Genomic DNA, 21,354 nt, shown 5'->3' on the forward strand with positions numbered 1-21,354 from the left:
AAATACACTTCACCAACAAACTTATTAAAATATCTACCACCCATGAATAGAAGAAATTTTGTAGCAATGGGAGCTACTTCGCTTTGTGCTTTACCTTTTGTTGGCTTTGGTTCATTTCAACAAAAATCAGCAGCTAAGCCTGCTTGGTTGCTCGAATGGATTAAGATTCATGACCAACAATTACCCAGCTTCAAGGCATTAAAAGTTACTGACCCAAAGCATAAATACGTGGGTGGGTACATGGACGATGTTGAGATTCCAAATCCACACTCAACGAGTGGATTTATTGGCAAAGCCTGTATGCTGATGTCATGTTCTGAGTCTTCGTTTTATCAATCAAATGAGGTTTTGAAAGAGGTAGAAGCTGCGGCCAAAGCAATGCTCCAATTTCAGCACAGCGACGGAACGATTGATTTATTAGCCACTAATTTTCATTCAACACCCGATACGGCATTTGTTTTAGAAAACATCGTTCCTGCGTACAAATTTCTGAAACAATCTAATACCAAAGGAGCTGAAAATACACTTGATTTATTACAGAAATTTCTAAAAAATGCAGGTGATGGACTTATTGTAGGTGGTATTCACACGCCCAATCATCGTTGGGTGGTTTCGGCCGCTTTAACAAAACTTAATGAGTTATTTCCTGATAAACGCTATCTCAATCGTATTGACCAATGGCTTGCCGAACATATTGATTTAGACCCCGATGGGCAATATACCGAGAAAAGTACCAATAGCTACTCTCCTATTGTCAATCGCTCTTTAATAATCATGGCAAAAGGACTAAACAAGCCCGAACTTTTAGAGCCTGTCCTGAAAAACCTCGAAATGACACTATACTACGTTCACCCAAACGGCGAAGTTGTTACTGAGGCATCTAACCGACAAGACAAAGGAACGATTGGTAATATGTCGAAATACTATTATTGCTACCGTTTTATGGCATTACAAAAAAATAACGGCGAAATGGCAGCAATGGCTCGACAAATCGAAAAGACCAGTACAAAAGAGCAACTGGCTGGTTATCTCGATTATTTTTTAGAAGACCCAACACTTTGGAGAGAACTACCTGCCGACAAACCTTTGCCAGTCAGCTATGCAAAGGCCTTCCCATACTCGGGCGTGGTGCGTATCCGACGTAATAATTGGGATAGCACACTTTTATCAAACAACACGGGTTGGTTGACTTTTCATAAAGGCAATTCAGTTTTGCAGGCAATGCGAGTAGCCGCATCATTCTTTGGAAAAGGACAGTTTCAGTCAGAGAAAATTGAGCAGCAAGGCGATACTTGGGTTTTACGAAAAACGCTCGAAGGCCCTTATTATCAACCACTTGACAAAGACAAAATATCTCCCGATGGAGATTTAGACAAAATGCCAAGAACACTCCGCAAACAAAGCGAGATTCAGCAACTGGAAACCGTCGTAAAAATAAAAGAAGCTAACAATGGGCTTGAAATTGAAATCAGTTTGAGCGGTACCGATGGAGTTCCTGTTTCGCTTGAGTTAATTTTTAGAGCAGGCGGTACGTTTTCGGGCGTTACAAAATCAACTAAAAAAGACAATGCTTATCTTTTTTCTGAGCAAAAAGGCACCTATACAGTTGGCAATGATAGCATTAACTTTAACTCAGGAAAAGTCGAACATAAGAATATTCAATTACGTGGAGCTTTGCCCGCAATGGATGCACCTACGGTTTATCTAACAGGTTTTACACCTTTCAAACATAAAATTTCATTGTCTTAAACTTGTTAGTAGAGAATAGTATTCAGATGAAAAATCTTGTTATAATTCTGTTTTCGGTATTTTTTATTAAGGCTTTTGCTCACGCCCAAGAGGCTATCTCTTGGCAAGTTAGCATCGGCATAACACCCGAAATCAGGAAATCATTTATCAAAGGGGGGCGATTAATACTACACGTAACCAAACAACATGAACGAGAGCCACGCCTTTGGTCTGAAATTGCCTTTGGCGTAACACCCCAGAATTGGGAGATAAACCAATCCTTTGTTCTGGATTCAAAAAACAAAAATGTACTCAACATTGGCTTGGATAAATTGAAAGGAAATCCTTCAGATAAATATTATTTTCAAGTAGTTTACAAACAAAACATTGAAGATGGACAGGAAAATGTAGCAGGAAATATATACAGCAATATTGATTCAGTTTTGTTTTCAAATAACCTCCAACTGAATCTTACACTCAACCAAATCATTGAGCCAACGAGTATAATTAAGCATGATTTTGTAAAATCTGTTGAAATTAAAAGTAAATACTTATCCGAGTTTTCGGATAAACCTCGTTTTTTGAAGGCTTCAATCTTATTGCCATCGGGGTACTTTGAAAATCCTGACAAAACTTATCCGATTTGCTACCGAGCAGCGGGGCTAAACGGACGCTACACCGCTATTAATGGTATAGTCAATAATAAAGATTTTTCGGATTGGTGGTTTACCCAAAACGCACCACAAATCATCTATGTTTTTCTTGATTCGCAAGGGCCTTACGGAGATACTTATCAAGTTGATTCTGAAAATAATGGTCCATGTGGCAAAGCACTGCTTGAAGAATTAATTCCAGAAATCGAAAGGCAAGTTCGCTATAAACCCGAATCAAAAATGCGTTTTCTGACAGGAAATTCTACTGGAGGCTGGGTATCATTAGCTCTACAAATCTTCTACCCTGACTTTTTTGATGGCACGTGGTCGTACAGCCCCGACCCTGTTGATTTTGAACACTACGGACTCATCAATATCTATGAAGATGAATCTATTTTCTATAATCGTTATGGCTATTTACAACCAGGCCGAAGAACAATTTATGGAGAGCCAACCTTCTCGATGAAAGATTGGATTGCAGGAGAAAACCTCAATAGTCGAACAGGTAATTATTTAGTTTCTGGCGGTCAGTTTGGAGCCTATAATGCTGCATTTGGCCCAAAAGGAGCGAATAATTTACCTTCACTGATGTTTGACCCATTTACTGGTAAAATTGACCATTCCATTGCCAAACAATGGGAGAAATATGATTTGAAAAAGGTTTTAGAGAAAAACTGGACAACACTTGGTCCAAAATTGCAAGGCAAAATATGGATTTGGATGGGCGACATGGACGGCCTTTACTCAAATGTCGCCACAAGGTTTTTACAAAAGTTTTTAGATAAAACCGAAAATCCTAAATCAGATGCAAAGGTTTCATTTACGGCTATGGCAGGGCATGGACAAGAATGGAGCGATAAGGCTGTTTTGACTTTGATTGCCAATAAAATTGCGAAAAAATAACGGTTCATTACACATCACATGAATAAGATAATCATTTTTCTTGCCGTATTGGGGCTACATACACACAGCTTTGCCCAAACAAAATCTATTTGGCTCGATGACTTGAAAATTAAATCATTTTCAGAGGGAATTCCTGCGGTTTTGGGTAAAACCAATGCGGGTGGGGATTCCATGAAAATAAATGGTAAACTATATAAACACGGTGTGGGTGTAAGCTCAACCAGCGTCTTATCATTCTTTTTAGATGGTCATGCCACCGAGTTTTCGGCCATGGTTGGAGTTGACGATAAAGGAGTCAAAGATTTACCGCTCAAATTTTATGTAATCGGCGATAAAAAAATATTGTTTGAAAGTGGTGAAATGAAACTTGGCGATGCCCCCAAACCAGTAAAAGTAAGTCTTTTGGGCGTTAAACGCTTAGGGCTTTTAGTTACGATTGAAGAAAATGGATTTAATCGTTCCTACTCCAATTGGGCAGATGCTAAGTTTATCATGAAAGATGACTTTATTCCACAAACGATGCCAAATACTGATGAAAAATACATTCTAACACCCAAGCCTGACAAAAAACCTAAAATTAATTCGCCTAAACTTTTTGGTGCAAGACCCAATAACCCATTCCTTTACACGATTGCTGCTACAGGTGAACGCCCGATGAATTTTGCAGTAAAAAACTTACCACAAGGTCTTTCGCTTGATTCAAAAACGGGGCTTATAGCGGGCAAAGTTGCTCAAAAAGGGACTTACACAAGCACCTTAATGGCTAAAAACGCCTTTGGTGAGGCTACAAAAGAGTTAAAAATTATCATCGGTGATACGATTGCACTTACGCCACCAATTGGTTGGAATGGTTGGAACTCATGGGCAAGAAACATCGACCGAGAAAAAGTAATCGCCTCAGCCGATGCCATGGTAAAAATGGGACTCAACCAACACGGCTGGACGTACATTAATATTGATGATGCTTGGCAAGGGCAACGAGGTGGCGTTTTTAATGCCATCCAACCCAACGAAAAATTTCCAAATTTCAAAGAAATGGCCGATTATATCCATAATCAGGGGCTGAAACTTGGAGTCTATTCTACGCCCATGATAACAAGCTATGCTGGGTACATTGGCGGTTCTTCAGATTTTGCCGATGGAAAAATCACTGATTCTATCAAAAATAATAAACGAGCTTTTCGCTATGTTGGCAAATATCATTTTGAAGAAAATGATGCCAAACAAATGGCAGCTTGGGGAGTCGATTACTTAAAATACGATTGGAGGATTGAAGTGCCTTCAGCTGAAAGGATGTCGGCGGCTTTAAAAAACTCAGGAAGAGACATTGTTTACAGTATTTCTAATTCAGCCCCCTTTTCAAATGCTAAAGATTGGGCAAAGTTAAGCAATACCTTCCGCACAGGTCCCGACATTCGGGATTCTTGGTTGAGCCTTTATCTATCTGCTTTTACGCTTGATAAATGGGCTTCCTACGGTGGGCATGGTCATTGGCTCGACCCCGACATGATGATTTTGGGCAATGTTACGACAGGTTCTGAACTTCACCCGACCCGTCTAACTCCCGACGAGCAGTACAGCCACGTAAGTTTATTTTGCTTACTATCAGCACCTTTACTAATTGGCTGCCCGATTGAGCAATTAGACGATTTTACGCTCAACTTATTAACAAATGATGAAGTCATCGAAATCAATCAGGACCCTCTGGGTAAACCTGCCCGATTGGTTTCTGATGAAGACGGCATACAGATTTGGGTTAAGCCCCTGGAAGATGGTTCGTATGCAGTTGGCTTATTTAATATTGTAAATTTCGGCAAAACCCCCGAGTCGTATTTCCGTTGGGGCGATGAAAAATCCGCAAATTTTGCTCTAAATTTCAACAAAATTGACCTAAAAGGTAATTTCCGTGTAAGAGATGTGTGGCAACAAAAAGATTTAGGTAATTTTATTGGTTCTTTCAAAACAAACATCCGTCATCATGGAGTTATAATGTTACGAATGTTTCCGCAAAACCATTAAAAAACCTTAACAGATATGACTACGAAAGTACCATTTAAAATTGCATTTACCTCATTATTAATGCTTTCCACCTTTATTGTTGGTTTTAAAATCATTTCTTTCAAAGAGCCAAAAGTTTCGCTTGAAGGCTACCAAATCGAAGATGGTTTTGAACTCAGCGTGATTGCCTCTGAGTCTTTATTGAAAGCTCCTGTTAGTATGGATTTTGACAATAAAGGTCGAATGTGGATTGTAGAAATGATAGGCTATATGCCAAACCTCGAAGGAATCGGCGAAGACGAACCAAACGGACGTATTTCGATTTTAGAAGACCTCGATAAAGACGGTGTGGTTGACCATTCAAAAGTTTTTTTGGATAAACTCGTTTTGCCTCGTGCAATGGCTTTTGTTTATGGTGGCTTACTTTATACCGATGGCCCAAAACTTTGGTTTGTTGAAATTAAAGGCGACAAACCAGGCAAAAAAACACTCGTTGACCCAATCTATGCCGAAGGCGGGAATGTTGAGCATTCATCAAACGGCTTGATGATGAACATTGACAACTGGATTTATAACGCCAATTATAATTTCAGATACCAACTTAAAAATGGTAAATGGCTCAAAGAACCAACTTCGTATCGTGGGCAATGGGGAATTACACATGATAATTTCGGGCGGCTTTACTACAACAATAATAGCGTGCAGCTACAAGGCGACTATGTTTTGCCTAACAAAGCCATCAGAAACAAATACTTTAAGCCTTCGATAGCTGAGGGGCAAAAATTAACCAACAATAAGGTTTTTCCGATTCATCAAACATCGGTTAATCGTGGGTATCAAAAAGGTGTATTAGATGAAAGAGGGTATCTGACAGAAGTAACTGCTTCTTGTGGACCATTGATTTATAGAGGTGGGGCATTTCCAGCTGCTTATAACCAAAATGCTTTTGTTTGTGTGCCAGAAGCTAACCTTATCAAACGCAATACTTTGAGTTTTAATAGCACACAAACCGTTGCTACCCAAGCCATTGCGGGCAAAGAGTTTATTGCTTCAACCGATGAAGGTTTCCGTCCTGTCAATCTATTTAATGGGCCAGATGGAGCAATGTATATCGTTGATATGCACCGAGGTATTATTCAGCACAAAGCATACATTTCTCAATATTTAGCCGAACAACTGGCCAATAAAAAATTAGATACGTTGCAAAATGCAGGTCGTATCTTGAAAGTTGTGAATAAATCAAGCAAACTTCATGCAATACCAGACTTAACCAAAGCAACCTCCAAAGATTTAGTGGCTCTACTTAGCCATCCGAATGGCTGGTTGAGAGACCGAGCTCAACAATTATTGATTCAGAAAAAAGACTTTAGTGTCATAAAAGATTTGGTTGCTTTGGCAAAAAGCAATAATGAGTTTTCGGCTTCGATTCATGCTTTATATGTTTTGGAAGGTTCAAGTTTCTTGAATTTTGGGACAGTATCGGAAATTATAGGCCAATCAAAACAACCCGAAACCATAGCCCATGCCTTGGGTCTTATCGAACGCTATGCAAATATCCAAAATACGCCACAAATGCAGGCGATTTGTACACAGTTATTAGCTCAAAATAACGAAACACTTGATTTATATTTAGCATTTTCAATGAATAATTGGTTGAAATTTAGCAATGATGCTTTTTTGCCAGTGCTTGCTCAAATCGAGAAAAAATATGCCGATAAACGAGTTTTCCAAGAAGCAATCGTGAGTAGCCTTGATGGAAAAGAAGAACAATATCTCAATACCCAAAATCCATCGACCCTGTTAAAAAATAACTTGACTTTGGCGATTAACAATCATCAGAAAAAAGAGTTGAATCCGATTTTTGTGAAGGAGAAAAATGCAGTAGATAACCGTACCCGAGGTTTACAATTATTCCGCTCAATTTGTGCGACATGTCATGGTGCAGATGGAAAAGGTATCCAAGATTTAGCCCCGCCATTGAAAGAATCGGAGTATATCAATGGCTCAATGAAAAGATTGGCATCAATTATTTTACATGGTTTGAGCGGCCCAATTACTGTGAATGGCAAACAATATCAGCTCAATAACGAAATGCCAGGTTTGGCCAATAACAAAGATATAAGCGACGAAGATATAGCTGATATTATTCGTTTCACGCAAAATGCCTTTGCCAAAGATGGCAAAAACATTGCGGCCAGTGACGTTAAAAAATTAAGAGATAAAAAGCCTGCGGGTGGTGGACTATTCAACGAAAAACAATTGCTCGAAACCGATTTTGAGAAGTAATTTTTAAAGAAGCCAACACTCAGACAGGGTTTTGAAAAGTATTTATTACAGTAAATTCATTTTTAAATCATGTCTAAAATACCCAAACTTCTATTACTTCTTTTCGTTTTCGTGCATGCGAGTATTTCGGCACAGCAGACCAAAACCGTATGGTTGGACGATTTATTGATTCAAACATTTTCGGAAGGTCTGCGGCCAGTACAAGCAAAGAAAAATTATTCAAACGATACTTTACGAATCAACGGAAAGAAGTATTCAAGAGGTTTGGGGGCCCAATCGCCTTGTGTGTTGGCTTTTTTATTAAACAAACAAGCTACTCGTTTTTCGGCCTTAATCGGAGCCGATGATTTAGGAAATAAAGAAATCGCCCTTACCTTCTACGTGGTTGGCGATGGAAAAGTACTTTTTGAAAGTAAGGAAATGAAAATTGGTGATGAACCAGTAAAAATTGACATTAACCTTACAGGAATCAAGCAACTGGGTTTATTAGTTACCGACAAAGTTGGGGGTATCAACAACAAACGAACTTACTGCAACTGGATTGATGCCCAACTAAAGATGCTCGGCGATGCCATGCCCGAACACGTTGTAAACACCGACGAAAAGTATATTCTAACTCCCCAAGTAGGCAAAAAACCTAAAATAAATTCGGCTAAACTTTTCGGAGCCACACCCAATAATCCATTTCTCTACACAATAGCTGCAACTGGCGAACGGCCAATGACTTTTTCGGCAGCCAACCTTCCCAAAGGGCTTCTCCTCGACAAACAAACGGGCATCATAACTGGCAAAGTAAGCGAACGTGGGACATATCAAACTACTTTAAAAGTACAAAACAAATTCGGTGAAGCGACCAAATCATTAACTATCAAGATAGGTGATACCATTGCTCTTACACCACCTATTGGTTGGAACGGTTGGAATTCGTGGGAAGCTCATATTGACCGAGAAAAAGTAATTGCTTCGGCCGATGCAATGGTAAAAACGGGTCTGCGTGACCACGGCTGGACGTATATCAACATCGACGATGCTTGGCAAGGTATGCGTGGAGGAGAGAATTTAGCCTTACAACCCAACGAGAAATTTCCCGATATAAAAGGAATGTTCGATTATATTCACTCACTTGGTTTAAAAGTGGGGCTTTATTCTACCCCCTATATTTCAAGTTATGGTGGTTATGTTGGGGCATCCTCTGATTTTGAAAAAGGTGGCGAATCTCATCAGTCAATCATGGTCAATAGACGAGCCTTTAACCACATTGCAAAATATAGATTTGAAACAATTGATGCCAAACAAATGGCCGATTGGGGAACAGATTTTTTGAAATACGATTGGCGAATTGATGTCAATTCTACCGTACGAATGGCAGATGCCTTGAAGCAATCTGGTAGAGATATTGTCTTTAGTATTTCAAACAACGCCCCTTTTGAGAAAGTAAGCGACTGGGCAAGATTAACGAATATGTACCGCACTGGGCCTGATATTAAAGATAGTTGGACAAGCCTTTTTCTAAACTCTTTTTCGCTCGATAAATGGTCGCCTTATACTGGGCATGGCCACTGGGCAGACCCCGACATGATGATTGTTGGTAAAGTTTCGATTGGCCCAATCATGCACGACACTCGCCTAACACCCGACGAACAATACAGTCATGTGAGCATTTTTAGCTTATTGGCTGCTCCCCTACTCATTGGCTGCCCGATTGAACAGCTCGATGCTTTCACGCTCAATCTTTTATCGAACGATGAAGTAATCGAAATAAACCAAGACTCACTTGGTAAAGGTGGAAGGCTTTTATTGGAAGAAAATGGCATACAAGTTTGGGTAAAACCTTTAGAAGATGGGTCGTCTGCCGTCGGCCTTTTCAATACTGGCAATTATGGCAAAACACCTGAATCGTATTTCAACTGGGGTGATGAAAAAGCTAAATCGTTTACGTTTGATTTCTCAAAAGTTGGTTTGCAAGGAAAATTCAAACTGCGTGATGTGTGGAGTCAGAAAGATTTAGGGTTTTTCAATGGCTCTTTCACGGCCAATATTCGTCATCACGGAGTCATAATGTTGAGAATGTTTCCTCAAAAACGCTAAAATTCAATCAAAATGAAAAAGAAATGGCACTTTATCACATCGTTGATAATCATTACTTTATTGGGGTTTATTTCCTTAAGTTCATCTAAAATTTCACCGTCACGCCCAAATATCATCATTATCATGGCCGATGACATGGGCTTTTCGGACATTGGTTGTTATGGCAGTGAAATAAGCACCCCCAATCTTGATAAATTAGCAGCCAATGGTTTAAAACTAAGAAACTTCTATAATGCGGGGCGGTGCTGCCCAACCAGAGCATCATTGCTCACTGGCAAGTATTCCCATGCCGTTGGAATGGGCAATATGGTGAGTTTTGAAGACCAAAAAGTGCAAAAAGGTAATTATCAGGGCTATCTCGAACCAAGCGTGCCAACCATTGCCGAGGATTTAAAGAAAGTTGGTTACAAAACCTACATGACAGGAAAATGGCACGTAGGCGAGAGTCCCGCCTATTGGCCTTTGAAGCGAGGTTTCGACCGTTATTTTGGTCTAATTTCGGGTGCATCAAGCTATTTTGAGGTCTTACAAGAAAAACGAAAAAGATTTGTGGTTCAAGACGACAAAGAGTATGTTTTGCCCAAAGATGGCTATTATGCAACCGATGCTTTTACCGATAAAGCCATCGAATTTGTCAAGTCGAACGATAGACAAAATAATCCATTCTTCTTGTATTTAGCATACACTGCTCCACATTTTCCGCTACACGCCTACGAAGAAGATATTGTCAAATACGAAAACTACTACTTACAAGGCTGGGATAAAACCCGTACCGACCGCTTCAAGAAAATGCAAAAAATTGGTTTGCTCGATAAGCGTTATCAACTCACTGAACGTCCAAACGATATTCAGCCTTGGGATGAAATAAGCGACAAAAAAACATGGGCAAGAAAAATGGCAGTTTATGCGGCAATGATTGATAGAATGGACAAAAATATTGGCAAGCTGATTGAATACCTAAAAAACAGTAAGCAATTAGACAACACATTTATCATATTTTTGGCCGATAATGGAGCCAGCCCCGAAAACGTTGACGACAGAAAACTCGGCGAACCAAACAAAAGAATTGGCGAACGAGGCTCTTATAGCACTTACGATTTCCAGTGGGCAAATGTATCGAATACGCCATTCAAACTTTATAAAAAATATATGCACGAAGGCGGCATCATTAGCCCATGTATTATTCATTGGCCTGCTAAAATCAAACCTAAAAAGGAGTTTATTGATGCTCCAAGCCATGTAATTGACCTCCTACCAACCAGTCTCGAACTGGCACAATCACAACCTTCAGACGTTCACGGCAAAAGCCTAAGTTACCTTTGGAATGGAGCAAAAATACCAACAAGAACGCTATTTTGGGAACATGAAGGAAATAAAGCTATAAGGAAAGGAAACTGGAAATTAGTAAAAGAATTGGAAGATGCCGATTGGGAATTATATAACCTCGGCAATGACCCAAGCGAAACCAAAAATATTGCAGCTAAAGAGCCTAAAATATTGAGTGATTTAAAAGAAGAATACGCTATTTGGGCAAAGTCTGTGGGAGTAAAAGAGGTTTCAAAAAACTAATAAACAACAACTATCATGAAAAATACAATTCTATTTTTGAGTTTCCTCTTGCTAAATACTTTCCTTGTCGAAGCCAATGATGATATTTACTCAAAAAAATTCACGTATCAAACTCTTTCACCTTATCAAAAGCACCTTTTTGAAGAGTTTTTGGCCGATGAAATTCCTACGGGAGCCAAAATTGAAGATGTATTAACCGATAACACCAGTTTACGCAGCAAAACCCGCTTGGCCGAGGCTTTATTATTCAGAAATGCCGCTGAAGACAAAGAGAAAGCAATAGTGATTTTGCGTTGGATTCTAAAAAATCAATACCAAGACGAAAACACTAAGATTTATGGTATCTGGAAAACTTCAATCAATAACGACAAATTTGACCAAAATTGGCGTGAATTTATCGGCTGCGATTTGATTATTATTCGAAATAAATTCAGACATCTTCTACCCGAAAATATCATCAAAGACATCGAAACGGGCATTATTCATGCAGCCAAAGGGGCTTTCAAAAGAAATGTTGCCCCCGATTATACCAATATTTCAATCATGAGTGCTTTTTTGATGGAATATGTCGGAACAGAGTTTGGTTTGGAAGAAATCAAAAATGCGGGTTTGAAAAAAGCTCGTGACATTTTCAAGTTGTATCAATCTAATAAAACTTTTAGTGAATTTAATTCGCCTACTTACTATGGTGTTACGCTCATCGGGCTTGGTTTGTGGCGAGAACTGGCCTTTTCAAAGGAAATTCAAGAAATGGGGAAGGCTCTCGAAATGGATTTTTGGCATGAGACTACCAACTTCTATAATCCCAATCTAAAAAATATGCCTGGCCCGTATTTCAGGGCTTATGGTATGGATATGAATAAATACTTTGCCATTACAGGCACATGGATTGCACTTGCGGTTGATGATGAAAAGCTGGCTCCGCTTCCTCCGAAAAAAGGACCTAAATATGGCGAAATGAGCAATCTTTCCACCATTTTTAATGTAGGCTTATCTATACCAAAAGCAGATTTGGCAAAGCTTAAATCTTTCTCAAAACCTCAGTTTATCGCTCGAAATATACCCAATAATTATAAAGGAGATAGTATCAAGAAAGTAACTGCCATGATGAATAAAGACTGGATGATGGGAGCTTTATGGGGTAATAAAAGAGTATGGGAGCAAATAAAAACTGGAACAATTCATTGGAAAACTCCAGACGGAGATATTGCGTGGTTAATGACATTGGGTGACGGCAAAACCAACGTAAAAGTATCAAAAACTCAAATGAGCATTTTTGCCAATGATACTCAACCCAATAGTTTTGAGGTATTTGTTTATGCAAAAAAATTAACAAAAGAAGCATTTACACCAACGAAATGGAGCTTATCAGGCATGATTCTCGGTATCAACACCACTTTAAAAATTACGCAAATTGATAGCATTGACGATAAAAAACTGCATGAAAACTATGCTATTTCTGACGAAATAACTGGTATTTATAAAATAACCTTTGAAATACCTGCCTATTGGGATATCTCAAAGCCTTTAGTTGAAATTACACCGAAAAAATGAACCTCATGACCAAGCAATTATTTATCAGATTTTTAGGGATAGCCTTCATTTTTACCCTCGGAATGATAGCGATTTGGGCGTGCCTAAACACGTGGTTGAGTGGCAATATTTGGGAAGGTATGACCGTAAGTAAATCCGCTTTGACGGTCGAGTATTGTGAATTTAATCATACCGAAAAGTTTTTTCATCAGTCGATGAATACTTATTCTAATTTAGCCTATTTCTTCTTTGGGATTTTAATCTTACAAATTGCCCAATATGATTACAAAAATAAAGAAAATACCATTCAAAATAGGCTTGAAAAATTCCCACTTTTATCAGCTCTAATGGGTTTTTGTTTTATTTATCTGAGTTTGGGAAGTGCCTTTTTCCACGCTTCACTCACGTATTTAGGGCAAAGAGTTGATATGAATGGCACTTATAGTATTTCTATCTCCTTGTTGGGAATTGGTCTATATCATCTTCTGCATAGAATCGACTTTTCAGAAACCACAAAAAAACTTTGGATTGTAGGATTATTAGTAATTATCATAGCTTTTCTGCCAATTTCACTCATGATTTCGAGTAGTAAACTCTTACCTGTCATGATTTTACTTTTAATGCTACTTATTGCTATTCACTATTTTCAATTCCGCAAACAAAAATCATTTATTTTGGCAATTTTAGGGTTTGTTTTAATGTTTATCGCTGTTAAAATTCGTACTTTAGATGTACAAAAAATTAACTGCGACCCGCACTCCTTTTATCAAGGTCACGCAGTTTGGCACTTGCTTACGGCCATGAGTAGTTTTTGCAGCTACGCCTTTTTTAGATTTTCAAAAATTCAACCTTTATAAACAAAAAATGAAAATTAATTACCTGATATTCAGCCTATTGGTCTTTTTAGGCCTATCCTATTTTTCTAAAATTCAAAACGACAATTCTGACCTAAACCTGCAATTCTCGGTAGCAGACAGTCTTAAATCCATTACGCCTCCCGTGCTTTCGCCCGAGCAAAGTCGTTTGGCTTTTCATGTGCCAGCGGGTTATCACATGGAGCTGGTTGCAAGCGAACCCATGATTTCCGAACCAGTAGCAATCGCTTGGGATGGCAACGCCAGAATGTACGTTGCACAAATGGAAACTTATACCCAAGATGCTGATGGCACGGGTACTAAAGAAAAAAGAAGCCGTGTGATGCTACTGGAAGACACCGATAATGATGGAAAAATGGATAAAAGTTCAGTTTTTATCAAAGACTTGCTTTTACCACGCATGATTTTGTGTGTAAACCACGAGCTTTTGGTCAATGAAACTGATACGTATGATATTTACAGCTATAAAGATACCAATGGCGACGGCGTAGCTGACGTTAAAAAGCCAGCCTATATTTTAGGGAAAGTTGCAGGTGGAAATCTGGAGCATCAAAGAAGTGGTTTAGACTGGAATCTTGATAATTATATCTATCAAACCTACGATGCAGTACGTTTTAGATATAAAAACGGTGTACTAAAACCCGACTCTATGCCAAGTGGCTCGAATGGACAGTGGGGACTTACGCATGATAATTACGGAAGATTATTTTTTAGTCGTGCTGGTGGCGAAAACGCAGGAAGCGGTTTTCAAATCAACCCTAAATATGGACAATTAGAATTTTCGGATGCTTACAACGAGGAAAAATTCAACCGTATTTGGCCAATCATTGCCACCCCCGATGTACAAGGTGGAAAACCACGTTTGAATCCAGATAGTACATTGAATCACTTCACTGCCGCCAACGGACAATCTATCTTTAGAGGCGACCACCTTCCTGCCGATTTAGTGGGTGATTACCTCATCAACGAACCTGTTGCTCGTATCATTCGCCGAGCAAAAGTCATTAATAATCAAGGCAAAACACAACTCGAAAACGTTTACGATAAAAAAGAGTTTATTGCAAGCACTGATTTTTATTTCAGACCCAATAATACTTACACTGGCCCCGATGGATGTTTGTATATTGTGGATATGAGCCGAGGTATTATTCAAGAATCAAATTGGACACCAAAGGGCTCTTTTCTTCGTGGTAAAATAGATTATTATGGTATTGGAAAAATCAATCAACGAGGTAGAATTTGGCGTTTGGTTCATGATGATTACAAAAGAGGTCCTCAGCCCAAAATGTTAGATATGCCAGCAAAATCTCTATTGGCCTACTTAGACCATCCGAATGGTTGGTGGCGAGACAACGCCCAAAAGCAAATCATTATTTTAGAGGATAAATCGGTAGTTCCAACCTTGAAGGCAATGGTTTCGGGTAAAAATGGCACATCGGCACTCGGAAGAATTCATGCACTATGGACACTCGAAGGCCTAAATGCTATTGATAAGCCAACCATTTATACGGCCTTGAAAGATACCGACCCACAAGTCAAAAAAACAGCTATCTGGATTTCGGAAATCTACTTGAAGCAAAACGACCAAGCCATGATGGCCACTATCGGTAAAATGATAAACGATGAGAATTATGACATTAGAACTCAGATTTTGCTATCGCTGGGGTCAAATAAAAGTGCATTGGCTAAACAAATCGTAGAAGAAATCCTTATTCAAAATGCCAATAATCAGATGATTACGAGCGTAAAAAAGAGCATTGATAAAAACGAAGATGCTAAGATTTATGGTATAAAACTGGCAGGATTTACTCCTCCCGAACGAAAATTGATTTTAGCGGGTGGCGAAATTTACAAATCGCTTTGTTCGGCGTGTCATGGTGCAGATGGGAAAGGTTTACCCACGAATGCTGCCCCTGCATTGAGAGGAGCAAAACACATCAATGCCGATAAAGATATTGCGATAAGAATCCTAATGAATGGTTTGAAAGGCCCAATCGAGGGCAAATCTTATCCAAGTGTGATGCTTGCCATGAATGATAACTCTGATGAATGGATTGCTTCGGTGGTAAGTTATATCCGCTACGAATTTGTTGGTACTTCGATGCGAGTTGGCAAAGGACGGCAATCAGCTGTTGTGCAAGTATCTGATGTGAAGAAAATCAGAGAACAGCACGCAGCAAAAACCGAACCTTGGACAATCGAAGAACTGGAACAACTTTCTACGCCTCCGAGCCAATGAAGCCAATTTTACCGTTCTCTTTTTTGACCCAATTTCCGGAAATAAACATGAAAAAAATAGTTGCTTTTCTTGTATTGCTATGTTTCATAAGTAGTACAAAAAGTTTTGCCCAAAAACCGAATATCATATATATCCTCGCCGATGATTTGGGTATTGGTGATGTATCGGTTTATAATTCAGAAGGAAAAATTCAAACCCCTAATATTGACCAACTGGCTCAAAATGGTGTAAAGTTTACCGATGCACACACAACTTCGGCAGTCTGTACACCTACTCGTTACGGCATTATGACTGGACGTTATAACTGGCGAACTACCCTAAAAAAAGGCGTTCTACACGGTTATGATACGCCTTTGATTGACCCAAAAAGAGAAACAGTTGCCTCTTTCTTGCAAAAACAAGGCTACAAAACAGGAATTGTAGGCAAATGGCATTTGGGTTGGAATTGGGGCAATATTGAAGCGGGTGAGAAAAATGTAGATTTCACAAAACAAGTAAGAAATAGCCCTAATACCAATGGCTTTGATTACTCATTTTGTATTCCGGCCTCGCTCGATATGCCTCCTTATGCTTACGTAGAAAACGGTTTCTGCACGGCCATTCCAAAAGATACTTGTATTGGTAGAAAAGGTATCGAGCTATTCCGTGCGGGTATCATTGCACCTGATTTTCAGCCAGAAGAAGTTTTAGGAAAATTTACCGAAAAAGCCCTTAGTTTCATCAATCAAAATTCAAAAAAAGACAAACCGTTTTTCCTTTATTTCCCATTGGCTGCACCACACACGCCAATTCTTCCGATTGGCAATTTTGTAGGTAAAAGTAATGTTTCACCCTACGCCGATTTCGTTTTGATGGTAGATGATGTAGTCAGGCAAGTTGTTGAGACACTTAAAAAAAATGGTGTGTATGAAAATACAATTATTGTTTTTGGCTCTGATAATGGCTTCGCCAACCCTGCTGATTTGAAAGCTCAACTCAGTAAAGGCCATAATCCATCGATGATGTATAGAGGACTAAAGACCGATATTTTTGAAGGTGGACATCACGTACCTTTCATTGTTTCTTGGAAACAAACTATCAAATCACCAAAAGTAAGTAGGCAATTAGTATGTACAACTGACTTTTTCCAAACAGTTGCTGAACTTAATAATCAAAAATTAAACGATAATGTAGCAGAAGACAGTTTTAGTTTTTTGAGTGAGGTTACGGGTAAAAAACCAACTTTCGATGTCAGGAAATCAGTCATTCATCACTCATCAGATGGATTTTTTGCGATACGAAAAGATAATTGGAAATTGATAATGTGTTCGCATTCGGGCGGCAATGGAAAACCCAAAGAAACAAGCGAAGAAGCAAAAACCTTACCTCCTATTCAATTATACGATTTATCAACTGACATTGGCGAAACACAAAATGTTTACGCCCAAAATCCAGAAATCGTAAAAGAACTAACGGCTTTACTGACAAAGCAAATTCAAGACGGCCGAAGTACAAAAGGAAAAAACCAAACCAATGAAGGGCCAAGTTACTGGAGCCAGTTGACTTGGTTGGGGAAGTAAAAAAGCTGCAAATAAAAATGAAAGGTTTCAAGTACTGAAACCTTTCATTTGATAATGTCTTGTATTTTTTCTCTAAACCACTTTGTCTGTGCTAATTCAATTTTCGATAAATTTTGCCGTTCAAGTAAAGTTTTACCATAATCTTTAGCAGGAAAAACCTTATAAAACTGTTCAAAATCATCCGAACGCAATAATTCAACAACAGTTTTTCCATTCTCAATGAAAACTTGCTTTTGTTTCTCTAAGCCATTTTCATTAAAAAATGGGTATCCTCGTCGTGCTAAGTCTATTCCATATAGGATAGTATCTTTTTTTTCATTTTTTAGCTCTTTAATTTTTTGAATATATAATTTTTTATCAAACTCTTTCTTCTTTTTTGAATAATACTCCTCCAAATTATCGGGATGATAAAAATAGTTTTCTATACTATAGTAATTCAAAATTCGTAAGTTTTTATATTGATTTCTAATCTGTTCAATATCAATATCCGTAAGATAATCTCTATCTATCAAACCAAAAACATCGTTATTTTTTGATTTAAAGAATACATCTTTTTTATCAATTGCATTGATAAAAAGCGTATTCTTAAACTCAAGATTATTATAAAAAGGAGTATCAGTATTTTCAGCAAAAAAGATTTTACTTCCTTTAAAGGCTTTACGCATAAAGTCTTTACTTACAGCAATCTCAAAAACCTCAAAATTATTTTTAGGTTGTGGGAGAAGTACCTGTGGAATATCAAAATCTAAATCATCAAAATCAATGATTGCTCCAAACTCTGATTCGTTGGCGTAATCAATAAAACCAAGTGAATGACTGGCTGTCCATAATTGACAATTTTCAGGAATCCAGTTTTCTGTAATCTCTTTCAGTAAATTATATTGAAGTTGCGTATTTAGATGCAAATCCAACTCATCCATGAAATAGATGGTGTTTTGGTATAAATCTCTTCTACTTAATAAATTCAGTAACGTATTAAAAATTTCTTTCTCTCCATTGCTCAATAAATCGTAGTGAATTATTGAGTTTCCTTTTTTAAATAATATTTCAGCAGTTTTACCATCTACAGGAGGAGTAAATGAATGAAACTCTAAAATTGTTTTATCAGAATGTTCACTGAATATACGAAAAAAAGCTTGATTGATAGGATTGATATAATTATTTATGATTTCAGACCTACTTTTACCATCTCCTTTAAATAAATCATCAATCATTAACTTAACGATGTGTTCTACATCATTTTCAAATCTTTCATCTCTTTCAATATACAATCTTGGTCTGTCAGTATCATTTTCAAAATCAAATTTTGTTTGGCCAAAAGCAGTTCGAGTAAGTCGAGGTACTTGTTTCAAGCTACTCCTACCATAAAATGTAGTATTTGTTGTCTGATTTTGTTCTAATCCAGTAAATCTAACATCAATTCTAAACTCTTTTCCTTCTTTTTCGTAATACCCATTAGTTTGTGGCAAAAGACCATTCTTATTCTTTGCATTTGCCATAACTTCAAAAGCATCAAAAACAGAGGTCTTACCTGAGCCATTACCTCCAATGAGCAATACTAATTTAGGAGCAATAGGCAGCTCTGACAAATCTATTGTTAAATCTGTAAATCTTTTAAAGTTTTCTAAACCAAGCTTTGAAATGTGCATAGAGGCATGTTTTTTTCAAATTTACTCAATATTCATCAAAACCCAATCCTACCTCTCGATTTTCGGCGGTCGCCTTTTTCGAGGTATTCTCTCATATCGGCTAATTCTTTTTCGAATCCACCTGATAAAATTGGGAATCGGCACCAGCCACGTGGGTCGAGATTATAACTATCTAAATGAAAGCTTGGTGCATAACGCTCACGTTTCCATTGGTTTCTGCTCCACATTCTAAAGAATTTTTCTACCCAATTGGCCAAAGTTTGACGGTCGAAACGGTCAGCGTATTGAGCCTCCATGAAAAGTAAACATTCTAAAGGAGGCTTTTTATCTCTGATAGCCACACCTTCGATTGAGTTTAGGACTTCATAAGGCATTAAGTCTTTTTCGTCGGTTTGCTTGGTTTCGAGCGGACGAAGTTCGGCAGTTGGTTGTAGGCTATTTACTTTATTTAAACCTTCAATCTTAATATGCTTTCCTTTTACATCGCAACCTACTGTTTCGAGCCAAACTAACCATTTTTTGAGCCAAAACTTATCAATTCCTGCAATCGGGTTGATACTGCCTGCCGTATCGCCGTCCATTGTGCAGTAACCAACGGCTACTTCAGAGCGGTTAGAAGTTGCTAAAAGTAAATGATTATGCAAATTTGTGAGCAACCAAACACTTGGGGCCCGCACACGTGCCTGAATATTTTGAAGCGGTAAATCGTCGGTTTCCCAAGTCAAATCTCGGCCTATTTGTTTTTCTATTAGGTCTTTATAGGTTTCTACGAGTCCGTTGATGTTTACATTGTAGAAAGTTGCACCGATATTTTTTGCCAAACTTTCGGCCGATTCGTAGGTATCAGTCGAACTATTTTCTGTGCCTTGATAAATGCTGTGAATCATTTTTTCGGCAATTTCCTCAACCGTCGTGCAATCTTGGATTTTCTTGATGAACGAAAGTTTTTTCTTGAAAGCCTCTAAACCAATACTTTCATCGGCCAAACGAATCATTAAACCACACAAGGCCACACAAGCACAGGAGTCAGCACCACCCGATAGCGAAACCGTAAAACCTTGCGAACGAGATTTACGAAGATAATCGAACAAAGCCAAACTTACGGCACGAGCAAACTCTTCTTCTTTCAGAAATCCTCCACGCTCAAACTTTTCGAGTTCAGCGGTTTGTGGAGCAACTGGTTTTATTTCGGGGAAATCGAAAAGGGTTGGTACTTTCCAGTTTCCTTGTGTAATCGGTGATTTTACCTGTGAGTGATTTACTTTCGGCATTTCTACATCAATCACAGCCGAAGTAACGTAAAAATCTTCGTAGCCAAAACGTGGGGAAGAAACCAGTAGATTTCCGTCAGAAGCAATCATGGCATCGCCATCGAAAATCAAGCGTCCAGATTCATTTCCGAGCAAATTTGTATAAATATAGCTACAAGCAAACGAGCGACTTCCATCAATAACGAAACGTTCACGGGTAACAAATTTTGAGAACGAAAACGGACTTGCACTTGGATTCAGAATAATATCTACTCCCCTATCGAACATTGTCCGTCCAGGGCGATTAGCCACCCAAGCGTCTTCGCAAATCTCGAAGCCAATACGAACGCCACTCAACTCAAAAACTAAATCGCCAATTGGATATTTGAATTCATCAATTTCGATTTCGTCACGCACGCCAGCCTGCCAACGATGAAACCAACGGTCTTCATAGAAAACTCCATAGTTTGGTAAATGTTGTTTGCAGACAAATCCTAAGATTTTCTTGTTGGCAATCAAACAGGCAGTATTGTAAACTTTATTGTTGAAACGAATAGGCAAACCCACCGAAACTATCATTCCAGATGTGTGCTGTACGATTTCGAGCAGGCTTTCTTTTGCTTGCTCAACCAAATCCCATGAGTAAAAAGCATCTTCGCAGCCATAGCCCGTAATACACAACTCAGGCAAGCATAATAAGCTAACATCTTGTTTATCAGCTTCTTTGATACAATCAATAATGTTTTTCTGGTTCTGCTCCCAAGCCAAAGGCGTTTGATTGAGCGTACCAGCAGCTACTTTTATAAGTTTCATTAAATCAGTGAGTGAATGAGTATATGACAATGAAGAAAAAATGTTTGGTTCATCATTTTATACTCTGTTTTAAAATCAAATCTATCAGTTAGAAGTCTTCTTCGCAAAGATAACAAAAACTCTTAGTGCTAAGTTTTGTTTATAACTGCTTGACATTAAAAATATCATGTTCACTCATTCAACACTATTCATTACACTATAATTTAAGAAG

At 38.4% G+C, this 21,354-nt stretch carries 12 protein-coding genes; 10 read left to right on the plus strand and 2 right to left on the minus strand.

Annotated elements, in window-relative coordinates; translation table 11 throughout:
- Nucleotides 1-42 precede the first annotated feature (42 nt).
- The 10 genes from IEX65_RS00165 to IEX65_RS00210 all read left to right on the plus strand — a co-directional run bounded on the left by IEX65_RS00165 (nt 43) and on the right by IEX65_RS00210 (nt 17,431).
- Nucleotides 43-1,749, plus strand: coding sequence for a hypothetical protein (locus IEX65_RS00165; protein ID WP_188763440.1), 1,707 nt, complete (start codon nt 43-45; stop codon nt 1,747-1,749).
- A 26-nt stretch (nt 1,750-1,775) separates the two neighbouring features.
- On the plus strand, nt 1,776-3,284 hold the full coding sequence (locus tag IEX65_RS00170; protein ID WP_229250450.1) for an alpha/beta hydrolase-fold protein: 1,509 nt from the start codon (nt 1,776-1,778) through the stop codon (nt 3,282-3,284).
- Between the two features lie 18 nt (nt 3,285-3,302).
- Nucleotides 3,303-5,303, plus strand: a complete 2,001-nt coding sequence (locus IEX65_RS00175; RefSeq protein ID WP_188763441.1) for an NPCBM/NEW2 domain-containing protein — start codon at nt 3,303-3,305, stop codon at nt 5,301-5,303.
- A gap of 15 nt (nt 5,304-5,318) precedes the next feature.
- Nucleotides 5,319-7,568: a PVC-type heme-binding CxxCH protein gene (locus IEX65_RS00180; protein WP_188763443.1), complete on the plus strand. Its 2,250-nt coding sequence runs from the start codon at nt 5,319-5,321 to the stop codon at nt 7,566-7,568.
- Nucleotides 7,569-7,637: 69 nt separating this feature from the next.
- Nucleotides 7,638-9,656 carry an NPCBM/NEW2 domain-containing protein gene (locus IEX65_RS00185; protein WP_188763445.1) on the plus strand — a complete coding sequence of 673 codons (2,019 nt, stop codon included), beginning with the start codon at nt 7,638-7,640 and terminating at the stop codon, nt 9,654-9,656.
- Nucleotides 9,657-9,668: 12 nt separating this feature from the next.
- Nucleotides 9,669-11,225: an arylsulfatase gene (locus IEX65_RS00190; protein WP_188763448.1), complete on the plus strand. Its 1,557-nt coding sequence runs from the start codon at nt 9,669-9,671 to the stop codon at nt 11,223-11,225.
- A gap of 15 nt (nt 11,226-11,240) precedes the next feature.
- Nucleotides 11,241-12,779: a DUF8769 domain-containing protein gene (locus IEX65_RS00195; protein WP_188763450.1), complete on the plus strand. Its 1,539-nt coding sequence runs from the start codon at nt 11,241-11,243 to the stop codon at nt 12,777-12,779.
- Nucleotides 12,780-12,784: 5 nt separating this feature from the next.
- Nucleotides 12,785-13,615, plus strand: coding sequence for a ceramidase domain-containing protein (locus IEX65_RS00200; protein WP_188763453.1), 831 nt, complete (start codon nt 12,785-12,787; stop codon nt 13,613-13,615).
- A gap of 7 nt (nt 13,616-13,622) precedes the next feature.
- On the plus strand, nt 13,623-15,872 hold the full coding sequence (locus IEX65_RS00205; protein ID WP_188763455.1) for a DUF7133 domain-containing protein: 2,250 nt from the start codon (nt 13,623-13,625) through the stop codon (nt 15,870-15,872).
- 47 nt (nt 15,873-15,919) lie between these two features.
- Complete coding sequence (locus IEX65_RS00210; protein ID WP_188763457.1) at nt 15,920-17,431, plus strand: sulfatase family protein; 1,512 nt, start codon at nt 15,920-15,922, stop codon at nt 17,429-17,431.
- 44 nt (nt 17,432-17,475) lie between these two features.
- On the opposite strand, the gene IEX65_RS00215 is transcribed toward IEX65_RS00210, so the two are convergent.
- Together IEX65_RS00215 and nadE are read right to left on the minus strand one after the other, a co-directional pair.
- Nucleotides 17,476-19,080, minus strand: coding sequence for an AAA family ATPase (locus IEX65_RS00215; RefSeq protein ID WP_188763459.1), 1,605 nt, complete (start codon nt 19,078-19,080; stop codon nt 17,476-17,478).
- A gap of 35 nt (nt 19,081-19,115) precedes the next feature.
- Nucleotides 19,116-21,143: an NAD(+) synthase gene (nadE, locus tag IEX65_RS00220; RefSeq protein WP_188763461.1), complete on the minus strand. Its 2,028-nt coding sequence runs from the start codon at nt 21,141-21,143 to the stop codon at nt 19,116-19,118.
- Between the last annotated feature and the right edge of the window lie 211 nt (nt 21,144-21,354).

The organism is Emticicia aquatilis (assembly GCF_014644295.1).
GTDB lineage: Bacteria > Bacteroidota > Bacteroidia > Cytophagales > Spirosomataceae > Emticicia > Emticicia aquatilis.